This window comes from Nocardia thailandica NBRC 100428 (assembly GCF_000308795.1).
Lineage (GTDB): Bacteria > Actinomycetota > Actinomycetes > Mycobacteriales > Mycobacteriaceae > Nocardia > Nocardia thailandica.
The window spans coordinates 1-11,422 of the sequence record NZ_BAGK01000125.1; the positions used below are offsets into that span (position 1 = coordinate 1).

Annotated in this window: 8 protein-coding genes; 4 read left to right on the plus strand and 4 right to left on the minus strand. The window is 72.7% G+C overall.

Annotation, left to right across the window (positions count from 1 at the left end; genetic code table 11):
- Positions 1 to 90 precede the first annotated feature (90 nt).
- The 4 genes from ON36_RS13235 to ON36_RS13250 form a co-directional block, all read right to left on the minus strand.
- Positions 91 to 1,827 (minus strand): GAF domain-containing sensor histidine kinase, encoded by a 1,737-nt coding sequence (locus tag ON36_RS13235; protein ID WP_085999621.1) that lies wholly within the window; start codon positions 1,825 to 1,827, stop codon positions 91 to 93.
- A 244-nt stretch (positions 1,828 to 2,071) separates the two neighbouring features.
- Complete coding sequence (locus tag ON36_RS13240; RefSeq protein ID WP_245558069.1) at positions 2,072 to 4,303, minus strand: MMPL family transporter; 2,232 nt, start codon at positions 4,301 to 4,303, stop codon at positions 2,072 to 2,074.
- Entirely contained in the window at positions 4,300 to 5,655 is a 1,356-nt protein-coding gene (locus tag ON36_RS13245) for a wax ester/triacylglycerol synthase family O-acyltransferase (RefSeq protein ID WP_043652083.1), read from the minus strand. The genes ON36_RS13240 and ON36_RS13245 overlap by 4 nt, the downstream gene beginning before the upstream one ends.
- Before the next feature lie 26 nt (positions 5,656 to 5,681).
- Entirely contained in the window at positions 5,682 to 7,034 is a 1,353-nt protein-coding gene (locus ON36_RS13250) for a cytochrome P450 (RefSeq protein ID WP_043652085.1), read from the minus strand.
- 296 nt (positions 7,035 to 7,330) lie between these two features.
- On the opposite strand from ON36_RS13250, the gene ON36_RS13255 reads away from it, so the two are divergent.
- From ON36_RS13255 to ON36_RS13270, 4 genes are all read left to right on the plus strand, one after another.
- The gene (locus ON36_RS13255) at positions 7,331 to 8,293 is read left to right on the plus strand and encodes a 3-oxoacyl-ACP synthase III family protein (protein WP_052313943.1); all 963 of its coding nucleotides are present in this window, start codon (positions 7,331 to 7,333) and stop codon (positions 8,291 to 8,293) included.
- Positions 8,294 to 9,181: a hypothetical protein gene (locus tag ON36_RS13260; RefSeq protein WP_083885112.1), complete on the plus strand. Its 888-nt coding sequence runs from the start codon at positions 8,294 to 8,296 to the stop codon at positions 9,179 to 9,181.
- Complete coding sequence (locus tag ON36_RS13265; RefSeq protein WP_157224866.1) at positions 9,178 to 10,887, plus strand: fatty acid CoA ligase family protein; 1,710 nt, start codon at positions 9,178 to 9,180, stop codon at positions 10,885 to 10,887. The genes ON36_RS13260 and ON36_RS13265 overlap by 4 nt, the downstream gene beginning before the upstream one ends.
- Positions 10,884 to 11,422, plus strand: a 539-nt coding sequence (locus tag ON36_RS13270) for an NAD-dependent epimerase/dehydratase family protein (RefSeq protein WP_043652087.1), incomplete at its 3' end; no start/stop codon positions are given. The genes ON36_RS13265 and ON36_RS13270, both read left to right, overlap by 4 nt.

Below are 11,422 nucleotides of genomic sequence, written 5' to 3' on the forward strand. Positions count from 1 at the left end.
ACACGGTGTGTTCCCGACATTCTGTGCAGCCGGTCCCCGGCCGGGGAGGGTCCTGTGGCCCCGGAGTCGGGGACCTTCGTCGGCCCGGTCTCAGGGCAGCGGCGCCGACCAGGTCAGCGTGGTACCGCCGTCGGGACGCGCGTGCACGGCGAAGGTGCCGCCCACCGACGCGGCCCGCGCGGCGAGGTTGGCCAGGCCGCTGCGCCGGATCAGCTCCTCGGGCAGGCCGATGCCGTCGTCGGAGACCTCGACGGTGACGCAGTCGCGCACGACCAGCTCCACCGCGACGGTGGTGGCGTGGGCGTGGCGCACCGCGTTGCTGACCGCCTCGCGCAGGGTCGCCTCGACGTGATCGGTCAGCGGCGGTTCCAGGACCGTGACCGGGCCCGCCAGCCGCACGGTGGTGCGCAGGCCGGTGTCGGCGGTCATGCCGGTGATGATGTCGTGCAGGCGTTTGCGGTACTGCGAGGAGTCGGTGGCGGTGTTGCTCTGCAGGTCGAAGATGGAGAAACGGATGTCCTGGACGATGGCCTGGATGTCGTCGATGGTCTCGTCGAGGCGGGCGCGAACCTCGGGGGTGCGGGTGCGTTGCAGGGTGCCCTGCAGCGACAGACCGACGGCGAAGAGTCGCTGGATGACGTGGTCGTGCAGGCCGCGGGCGATGCGGTCACGGTCGGCGTAGACGTCGAGTTCGCGCATGCGGCGCTGGGTGTCGGCCAGTTGCAGCGCCACCGCCGCCTGGTCGGCGAAGGTGGTCATCATGGCCAGGTCCACGTCGCTGGGCGGGGAGACCCCGGCGGGCAACACGGTGGTGAGCACGCCGGTGACGACGCCGCCGGTGCGCAGCGGCAGGGTGAGGGTGGGGCCCAGATCCACCGTCGGGGCGAACAGCGGGCGGTGCGGCGGGGACTCGGCGGCGACGATGCGGCCGTCGCGGAAGGCGTCGCCCGAGCCGGGCGAGCCGAGCGGGATGCGCTGTCCCGGCAGGGCTTCGGTGCCGGTCCCGGCGGCGGCGACGATGACCAGCTCGGTGATCTCGGCGTGCGGCACGTCGGGGTCCTCGGGCAGGGCCAGGTAGGTGCAGGCCGAGCCGGTCAGCGTGCGCCCGCGCTCGGCGACCAGGCCGAGCACCTCGGCCGGGGTGCTGCCTGCCAGGAGTTCGGTGGCCACGTCGCGGATGGCCTCGAGCCAGAGCTGGCGCACCCGCGACTGCTCGTAGAGGCGCGCGTTCTCGATGGCGATGCCCGCGGCGGCGGCCAGGGCCTGCAGCACGACCTCGTCGTCGGCGGTGAACTCGTGCCCGTCGGCCTTCTCGGTGAGATACAGGTTGCCGAAGACCTCGCCGCGGACCTGCACCGGGACGCCGAGGAAGGTGTTCATCGGCGGGTGGTTGGCGGGGAAGCCGACCGAGGCCGGATGGTCGGAGAGTTTGCTCAGCCGCAGCGGTTTGGGGTCGACGATGAGCAGCCCGAGCACGCCGTGCCCGCGCGGCAGGTCGCCGATGACGACCCGGGTGCGGTCGTCGATGCCCTCGTAGACGAATTCGGCGAGCTGGGTGCTGGCCGGATCGGTCTCGCGCACGCCGAGCGCGCCGTAGCGGGCATCGACGAGCTCGATCGCGGTGTGCACGATCGTGCGTAGGGTGTTGTCCAGGTCGAGGCCCGCGGTGACGACCAGCATGGCCTCCATGAGCCGGTCCATCCGGTCGCGCACATCCACGATCTGCGCGATCCGGTCCTGCACCTCGGCGAGCAGCTCCCGCAGCCGCAGCTGCGACAGCGTCTCGATCACCGGCGGCCTGCCACCGGCCGCGGACTCGTCCTCCATTCCGGGCATTCTTCCACGCCCCACCGCCTCCGGGACCCGCACCGGGCGGTGCCGGTCCCACCCTGGCCAGGGTGGGGTGGCGCGCGGCCCGGCGACGCGGTGGCGTCGCCGGGTCCGCCGCCGCCACCCGCGGGTGTAGGCAAGGTCTCAGTGGATGAAAGTTATTGGTGGGCAGAATGATTGGTAGTATCTCGGGCGGACGGGGTGGTGGGGACCGCAGACCCCACCACCCCGTCCGCCTGTGTCAGGGCCGCCGGGTGGGCAGCCACCAGTTCCAGCGGCCGAGCAGCTTCATGAAGGCCGGGACCAGCAGCAGGCGGATGACGAAGGCGTCCAGGGCGACGGCGACCGCCAAGGTGAGGCCGATCTGCTTGATCTCGGTGACGCGGGCGGTGACGAACGAACCGAAGACCACGATCATGATGGCGGCCGCGGCGGTGATGTAGCGGGCGGTGTGGGCGGTGCCCGCGGCGACCGACTCGGTGTTGGCGTGATCGTCGCGCGTGGCCGAGGCGGTCCAGTACTCGCGGATGCGATGGATGAGGAAGACCTCGTAGTCCATGGACAGGCCGAACAGGATGACGAACACCGTCAGCGGCAGGAACGACTGCAGGAAGCCGCGGCTGGTGAACCCGAGCAGCTGCTCGCCCCACCCCCACTGGAAGATCGCGACGGTGATGCCGAGGGCGGCGCCGGTGGCCAGCACGTTCATCGCGATCGCCTTGACCGGCAGCGCCAGGCTGCGCAGCATCGCCACGAGCAGCAGCAGCGAGCAGGCGAGTACGGCCCCGATCACCCACGGCATCCGCGCGGTGATCGTGTCGGTGAGCTCGGCGAAGGAGGCGGTCGTGCCGCCCACGGCCACCGTGACGTCTCCGCCGTCGACGCGGTCGGCGACCGTGTGCGCCGAGCGCCGCAGGTCCGCGACCAGCGCGGCGCTGTCGGGGGAGTCCACCGGGACCGAGGGCACCACCGAGACCAGCACCGCGTCGCGGCCCGGGATCCGGTCGATCGCGGACACCCTTGCGTCACCGGTGAATTCGCCGACGAGGCGGTCGACGGCGGGGCCGGTGCGCGCGCCCGCGCCCGGCTCGGCGCCGACGACGACCTGGATGGGCGAGAGCAGCCCCGGCCCGAACTCGTCGGTGAGGACGGCGGCGGCGTGCCCGGAGGGCGTGCCGGGGATCTGGGAGACCCCGATGTCGTTGCCGTAGCGGATGCCGGTCACCGGCCAGGCGAGCGCGGCCAGCGCGGCGACGGTGAGGACGCCGAGCAGCACGGGCCTGCGCATGACCCAGCGGGCCCAGCGCGCCCATCGGCTGTGTGCCGGGTCGGCGCCCTCCGGCACGGTCAGCCACGCCGGGAGCCCGCCCCTGTCGATGCGGTGGCCGAGGGCGGCGAGCACGGCGGGCAGCAGGGTCGTCGCGACCAGCAGGGTGCCCAGCACCGCCGCGCTGACGCTGACCGCGACGCCGCGGAACACCCCGACCGGCACGAGGGCCAGCGAGCACATGGCGATCACGACGATGACGCCGGAGGCCAGCACGGTGCGCCCGGCGGTGCCTGCGGACTCGCCGACCGCCGCCGCGACGGCGTCCTCGGTGCTCGTGCCCGCGTGCCGCTCGCGGTGCAGGGCCTCGCGGAAGCGGCTGACCACGATCAGCGCGTAGTCGATGCCGACGCCGGTGCCGATCATGGTCGCCATCGACAGCATGAGCGGGTTGACCGAGGTCACCAGCGAGAGCCCGAACAGCACCGTGACGCACAGCAGGATCGCGGCGAGCGCGGTCCCCACCGGGACCAGGGCCGCGGCCAGGGCGCCGAGGGCGACCGCGAGCAGCGCGAAGGCTACCGGGATGCCGATGGCCTCGGCGCGGGTGGTGTCGGCCTTCTCCACCGCGATGATGTCGTTGATGACCGCCGAGTCGCCGGTCAGCGCCGCGCGTACCTGCGGGGTGGAGGCGGTGCCGAGGGCGGACTGCAGGGTCTTCGCGGTCTCGGAGCGGTGCGGCATGTCGCCGTCGAGGCCGATGAGGGCGTAGGCCGCGCGGTGGTCGGCCGAGATCTGCCGGTCGGGCCGGTCGTAGGGGCTCAGCAGCACCCGGACGCCCGCGGTGGCGCGGGCCCGGTCGAGCGCGTCGGTGACCACCGCGCGGTAGGCGGGGTCCTCGGCGGTCAGGGTCGCGGCGTCGAAGACGATGACGTTCTGTTCGGCGCCCAGGGCCGGGAACCGGTCGGCGACCAGCGCGGCGGCGACGCGGGACTCGCTGCCGTCGACGGTGAGATCCGGTGCGCGCAGGCGTTGTTCGAGTTGGGGCTGGGCGAGGGCGCCCGCGAGCAGGATCAGTCCCCACACGGTGAAGACCAGCCTGCGCCTGCGCGCCATGAGCAGGCCCCAGCGGCCGAGGAGGTTCGGCCGGGCGGGGGCGTCGGGCCCGGTGGTCGCGCGCGGGTCCCGCACGGGTGTCGCGGTCACGAGGCCACGGGCCGCTCGGCCCCGTCGAGCGCGCGGTCCAGGGCGGCGGCGAACTCCTCGACCGGGGGCAGGCGGTCGGCGGCGGTGAGGATGCCCAGGTAGAGGGCGCCGTCGTAGCCGGTGCAGGTGACGTTGAGCGAATTGCCGTGCATGAGCAGCGAGATCGGGTACATCGAGGTCAGGCGGGCGCCGTCCCAGTACAGCGGCTGCCGGGGGCCGGGCAGGTTGGAGATGCCCATCGGGTGGGAGGCGGCGGTGCGGGTGCGTCCGGCACGCAGGCCGAGGATCCACGGGATCGTGGTGGCCAGGCCGTAGCCGATGACCGCCTCGGGCGGCAGCGCGGCGAACTGGCGCTTGGCGCCGTCGATCGCGGTCTTGACCGCGGCCAGCCGCTCGGCGGGATCGGCGAGATCGGTGCCGAGGGCGGTGAACATCAGGCCCGCCCGGGTGCCCGCGCGCTGGTCGTCGCCCTCGCGCAGGTCGGTGGGCACCCCGGTGGTGAGGGTCGCGGCGGGTAGTTCGCCGTGCGCGCCGAGCCAGTCGCGCAGCGCCGTGGACACCAGGTACAGCAGCAGATCGTTGACCGTGCATCCCGACGCCTTGGCCACGGCCTTGAATTCGGCGAGATCGTAGCGGCGCAGGGCGAGTCCGCGGGCGCCGGTGATCGGGCCGTCGAGGATCGAGGGCGGCTGGCGGTAGGTGTGCTGGCCGGTGGCGGGCAGCCCGAGGACGCGGCGCACCGCGTCCCAGGCGGCCAGCAGCACACCGAGCAGGACCGCGAGGAAGCCGCGCACGGCCGCGACCGGCGAGCGGCGTCGCGGCGCGGCGGCGGGGCCGACGGTGAAGAACGGGGCGGTGTCGCGCCGTGCGCTGTCGGTGGTGAGCGACTCGGCGACGACCCGCACCAGCGACACCCCGTCGACCAGGCTGTGGTGGGCCTTGAGCAGCACCGCGAAGCGGTCCGGGGCGGCGCCGGTGACGAAGTGCAGTTCCCAGGGCGGGCGGCGCAGATCCAGCTGGGTGGTGTGGATCCGGGTGGCCAGGCGGGTGAGGTCGTCGCGGTCCGCGCCCTCGGGCAGGTGCCAGTGCCGGACGTGGTGGGCCGGATCGATCTCCTCGACCTCGCGGACCAGGGCGAGCGCGCCGGCGAGCCGCCCCGCCACCGGGACCAGGTTCCAGGGCCGTGCGGCCGGGACCGGGCCCGAATGCGCGGCGAGCCAGCGCAGGACGAACTGTTCGGCGTGCCCGTCGGGACAGGAGAATTCCATCAGGTAGGCCACGTGCATGGGCATGTCGGGCGATTCGAGCGACAACCAGGTCGCGTCGGTGGCCGACAGTCGTTCCAGGGACACGGGGAAGTCCTCTCGGTCGGGGGCGCTCAGGCGCGCGGTGTGAGGTCCAGGCGCATGCCGACGGGGATGACCGCGAAGTGGAACCGGTCGTCGGGCGGCGGCGCGCCGGCGGGCACGGTGATGTCGAAATCGGTGCAGGCCATCCCGATGACGCTCTTGATCTCGAGCATGGCCAGCCCCCGGCCGGGGCAGAAGCGCGGCCCGGAGCCGAACGGGATCGACACCTCCGGGTGGTGGGCCCGCTCGCCGGGGGTGAGCCAGCGGTCGGGATCGAACACCTCCGGGTCGCCGAAGGCGTCGGGCTGCCGGGCGGCGTGGCTGACGTTGACCACCAGCCAGGTGCCCGCGGGTACCGCGAGTTCGCCGAGATGGGTGTCGGCGATGGCCTCCATGAGCATGAGCGGCGTGGTCGGTTGCAGGCGCATGGATTCGGCGATGACCGCCTCGAGATACGGCTGGGCGCGCAGCGGCGAGGGCTCGGCCGCGACCTCCTCGCGGATGCGGCGCTGGATCTCGGGGCGGCCCGCCAGATGGTGCAGCAGCCAGGCGGTGGCGTTGCTGGTGGTGTCCTGCCCGGCGATGAGGATGGTCAGTGCCTCGGCGAAGAGTTCGTCGTCGCTGAACTTCTCGCCGTTGTCGTCGGCGAGCAGGAACGCCTCGATGAAGTTGGTCGGTTCGGCGGGCGCCTGGACGCGGGCGCGGGCGATGACGGCGTCGACCTCGGTGCGCAGCGCGGCCAGCGCGCGGTCGAGGGCGCGGTCGGCGGGCAGCCGCACGTAGCGCCAGTAGGGGAACGGGATGTTCAGGCGCCGGTTGAGCATCGGGAAGATGTGCTCGAGGTGGCGCTGGATGACGTCCCCGGACTGCTCGAGGGTGTTGATGTCGTAGTCGAAGGTCAGCTTGGCGGTGACGTCGACGGTGTAGCGGGCCAGGTCGGCGCGGATGTCGTCGGGGGAGGCGGCGGTCCAGCGGCGGCGCAGCCGCCCGGTGATCTCCTCGAGGGTGGGGGCGAAGCGGGTGAGCTGGGCGGCGTTGAACGCGGGCATGGCCAGCCGCCTGCGCCTGCGCCAGGCCGCGCCCTCGGAGGAGAACAGCCCGTCCGAGCCCATCTCGCTCATGATCGACTCGATCGTCGACTGCCTGCGGAAGTCGGACGGCCTGCGGCGCAGGATCTCCCGGCTCAGTTCGGGGTCGCCGACGACGACGGCCTGCCTGCCCGGCATGGACATGCGGTAGAGCGGGCCGAATTCCGCGCACCAGTCGTCGAGCTGACGGTGCAGTTTGGTCGGGGTGAGCTGGTGCAGATTGCCGAGCAGCGGCAGACCGGCCGGACCCGGCAGGCCGGCCACCGACGCGGGGAGGCGCAGAGAGGCGGACACCTCGCCGACAGTAACGCCGGATTCCGCGAATCCACCAGCCGGGCAAGGCGATTGGTCGCCGGAGACAAACTTTCCGGTCAGAAATTCGGCGCTCGAGCAGAACCCGACCTCCGTTATTCGTGATCTCACTCACGAATACCCAGTACGTCCGTGAACGGGGTTGCATCACTTCACAATCCGGCCCTAGCGTCGCGGTGGCCGACGAGAGGAGCGAAGTCTTGCTGGAATCGCGAATAAGAGCACTCGGTGCAGCGCTTCCGTCCGGAAGGTTCTCCACCGGCGAAGTACTGGCGAGAATGTCCAGTGGGGGTGAATTCGACGTCGAGCGGATCACCGGTATCGCCCAGCGCTACCTGGTCGACCGCGACACCGAGGACACCCTGACCCTGGGGGTCGACGCCGCCCTCGACGCCATGGCGGGTTCGGGGGTCGACCCCGCCGATCTGGACGTGATCATCTGCGGCGGCACCACCGTGCACGACGGCTACAGCATGGTCTTCGAGCCGTCCGCCGCCCAGGAGATCGCCCGCCGCATCGGCGCGGTGAACGCCACCGGCTACGACGTGGCCAACGCCTGCGGTGGCACCATGACCGGAATCTACTTGCTGGACAACATGATCCGGGCCGGGATCGTGCGCACCGGCATGGTGGTCACCCCCGAGGTGATCTCCCCGGTGACCGCGGGCGCGCTCGCCGAGGCCGTCGACGCCCGTGATCCGCAGTTCGCCGCGCTGACCCTGGCCGACGCCGCGGTCGCGGTGGTGCTCGACCCCGCGGTCGGCGACGGCGAGGCCGTGCACTACATCGACCTGATCACCTGCGCGGAGTACTCGCCGCTGTGCATCGCCAAGCCGAGCGACGCCACCGAGAACATGATCATGCTGACCGACAACCTGACCATGCAGGCCGCGCCGCGCCGCGAGACCTGGGCGCGGTTCCATCGCGACGTATTGCACAAGCGCGGCACCACTTTCGCCGCCGAGAATTTCGACTTCGTGGTTTTCCACCAACTCGGGGTGGGATTCACCGAGAAATTGGCCGAATCGGGCGCCAAGATCCACGGGACGGCGATGCCGCCGCGGCTGGCGACCGTCGAGAAATACGGCAACACGGGCGCCAGTACGCATTTCCTGGTGCTCTACGACTACATGCGCCGCGGGCTGGTTCCGGCGGGTTCGAAGGTGTGTTTCGTGCCGACGGCGTCGGGCATGGTGTTCGGCGTCCTGTCGGCCACGATCGGGGAGCTGGTGAAGAAGTAGATGTCTGCCACGGTTGTCATGAGTTCGGCCGCCTCCGTCGACCCCGGTCCGGGGTCGATCGAGCACGCGGCCCGCGCCGCCCGCGCCTGCCTGGAGCGGGCCGGGGTCGGCCCCGCCGACGTCGACGTGCTGATCAACGTGGGGGTCTACCGCGACGGCAACGTCGTCGAGCCGTCCAACGCCGCGCTGATCCAGCGGGAGATCGGCATGCACCTGGACTACGAATCCGGGTCCTCGCGGCCCGGGTTCTCCCTCGACCTGCGCAACGGCGCGCGCGGGGTGCTCGACGCCGTGCAGGCGGCGGGCGCCCTGATCGCCAACGGCACCGCCGAGCGGGTGCTCGTGGTCGGCAGCGACGCCCACCCCGGCGGCGACGACGACCGCTTCCCGTTCGCCACCGCGGGCGGCGCGCTGCTGCTGGGCCGCGGCGTCGACGGCGGGTCCGGGTTCGGCCGGGTGTACCTCGCCCCCGTCGGCAGCGCGCCCCAGGCCGCCCCGGGCGTGCGCGGGCACCTGGAACTGGCGGCGATGGGCCGCGAGGGCGCCCGCTCGATCACCATCGACGTCGCCCCGGACTTCGCCGAGCGCGCGATCGAGGCCGCCGAGCGCGCGGTGCGCACCTACCTGGCCGCCGAAGCGGACCTGGATCCGGCCGCGACGATCGTGCTCACCAACAATCCGGTCCCCGGCCTGGCCGAGGGCCTGGCCGCCGGCTTCGGGTTCCGCGGCCACCACCAGGCCGCCACCGGCGGGCGCCAGGCGGTCTCGGCCGGGCTGATCCTGGCCCTCGACGAGTACCGCGCCACCCCCGGCCAGGACCTGCTGCTGGTCGCCACCGGCGCGGGCCCGAACGCCGGGTGCGTGCGCTACCGGGTGCCGACCCGGTGACGCCGGCGACCGGCGCACCGGTGCTGGGCGGGGACGTCTCGGCGCTGCTCGACGAACAGATCCGCGTGGGCGGCGCGCGGCCCGCGGTGACCTACCCGGTGGACACCCGCGTGGACGGCAGCCCCGGCTTCCGCACCATGACCTACGCCGAGTTCGGCACCCGGGTGCGGTCCTACGCGGCGGGCTTCGAGCGCATCGGCATCACCGCCGGGGTGAAGACCATCGTCATGGTGCGGCCAGAGCCCGACCTGTTCGCGGTCCTGTTCGCGCTGTTCCGCGTCGGCGCGGTGCCGGTCGTGGTCGACCCGGGCATGGGGCTGCGGCGGATGCTGCACTGTTTCCGCAGCGTCGGCGCCGAGGCGTTCGTCGGCATCCCGGAGGCGCACCTGGTCCGGCTGGCCTACCGGCGCACCTTCGCCACGGTGCGGGTGCACGTCACCGCGGGCCGTTCGCTGTGGGGCGGGCACACCCTGGCCTCGCTGCGCGACGAACCGCCGCGCCCGCAGCCGGTCCGCGAGCCCGGCGACCTGTTCATGATCGCCTTCACCACCGGCAGCACCGGTCCGGCCAAGGGCGTGGAGTTCACCCGCGCCGGCTTCGCCGCCGCGCTGACGGCGGTGGCCGAGATGCACGGGCGCGCCGGGCAGTTCGTGTCGCTGACCTCGGTGCCGCTGTTCGGCATCTTCGACCTGCTCCAGGGCGCGCACGTGGTGCTCGGTCCGGTCGACCCGGTCAAGGTCGCCTCGGCCGACCCGGCCCTGCTGACCCAGGTGGCCCGCCGCTTCGGCGCCACCGACCTGACCGCCTCCCCGGCGCTGCTCACCCGCCTGGGCGCCTACCTGGCCGAGGAATCGTCGCGGCTGCCCGACCTCGTGCGGGTCATCTCGATGGGCGCGCCCGCGAATCTCACCGCGCTCGCCCAGATCCGGGCGGCACTGGGGCCCGACGCGCGCGTGTTCACCACCTACGGCGCCACCGAGGCGCTGCCGGTCTCCACCCTGGAATGGGCCGAACTGGACGCGACCCGGCCCGCGACCGCCGACGGCGCGGGCGTCTGCGTCGGAACCCCCTGGGCTCCCGGTGAACTCGACGACTCGGTGCGCCTGATCACCGTCGGTGACGAGCCCGTCGAGCGCTGGCACGACGGCCTGCGCGTGCCGCCGGGCACGGTCGGGGAGATCGTGGCCTGCGGCGGGCAGGTCAGCCGCGCCTACCACCGCAACCCCGAGGCCGACGCGAAGCACAAGATCCACGAGACGACCCCCGACGGGACGACGCGCGTGTGGCACCGCCTCGGTGACCTGGCGCGGTTCGACGAGCAGGGGCGCCTGTGGTTCTGCGGGCGGCTGTCCCAGCGCGTGCGCACCGCCGCGGGCGACCTCTACACCGTGCAGTGCGAGCAGATCCTCAACACCCATCCCGAGGTCGCGCGCACCGCGCTGGTCGGCATCGGGGAGCCGGGCCGCCAGATCCCGGTGGTCTGCTTCGAGACCCGCGACGGCGTCACCGACGTGGCGCGGCTCCAGCGGGAACTGTGGCAGCTGGCGCGGACCTCGCCGCTGACCGGCGCGCTGACGGTGTTCCTGCCGCACCCGGGCTTCCCGGTCGACATCCGCCACAACGCCAAGATCGGCCGCGAGGAACTGGCGCCCTGGGCCGCCGCCACGCTGGGCCACACCACCACGCGAGAGGGAACGAAACGATGAAGGTCCTGGTCACCGGTGCCACCGGATTCCTGGGCAGCCACATCGCCCAGGCCGCGCTCGCGGCGGGCGACGAGGTGTCGGTCCTGGTGCGTCCCGGCCGCGAATCGGCGGTGGCCGAGCTGACGGGCGCGCGGATCGTCACCGGCGATCTCACCGATCCCGCCTCACTGCGCACCGCCTGCCACGGCGCCGACGTGGTCTACCACAGCGCCGGCCTGGTCTCCGAAGTCGGTACACGACAACAGTTCTGGGCGGCCAACGTGGACGGGACCCGGGCCCTGCTCGCCGCGGCGCGCGAGGCGGGCACCGGGCGCTTCGTCTACGTCAGCACCCCGTCGGTGGCCACCTCCTACGAGGCCGACCGCTTCGGCATCGACGAGTCCGAGCCCTACGTCACCGCGCCCAAGAGCCTCTACGTCGCGAGCAAGACCGTCGCCGAGCAGCACGTGCTCGCCGCGAACGCCCCCGGCTTCACCACGTGCGCGCTGCGCCCGCGGATGATCTGGGGCCCCCGGTCCTCGGGCTGGATGACCGT

Excerpts from the sequence above, each read along its gene's own strand:
- ON36_RS13235 (WP_085999621.1), bottom strand. The coding sequence starts at position 1,827 with ATGGAGGACGAGTCCGCGGCCGGTGGCAGGCCGCCGGTGATCGAGACG.
- ON36_RS13255 (WP_052313943.1), top strand. The coding sequence starts at position 7,331 with ATGTCCAGTGGGGGTGAATTCGACGTCGAGCGGATCACCGGTATCGCC.
- ON36_RS13260 (WP_083885112.1), top strand. The coding sequence starts at position 8,294 with ATGTCTGCCACGGTTGTCATGAGTTCGGCCGCCTCCGTCGACCCCGGT.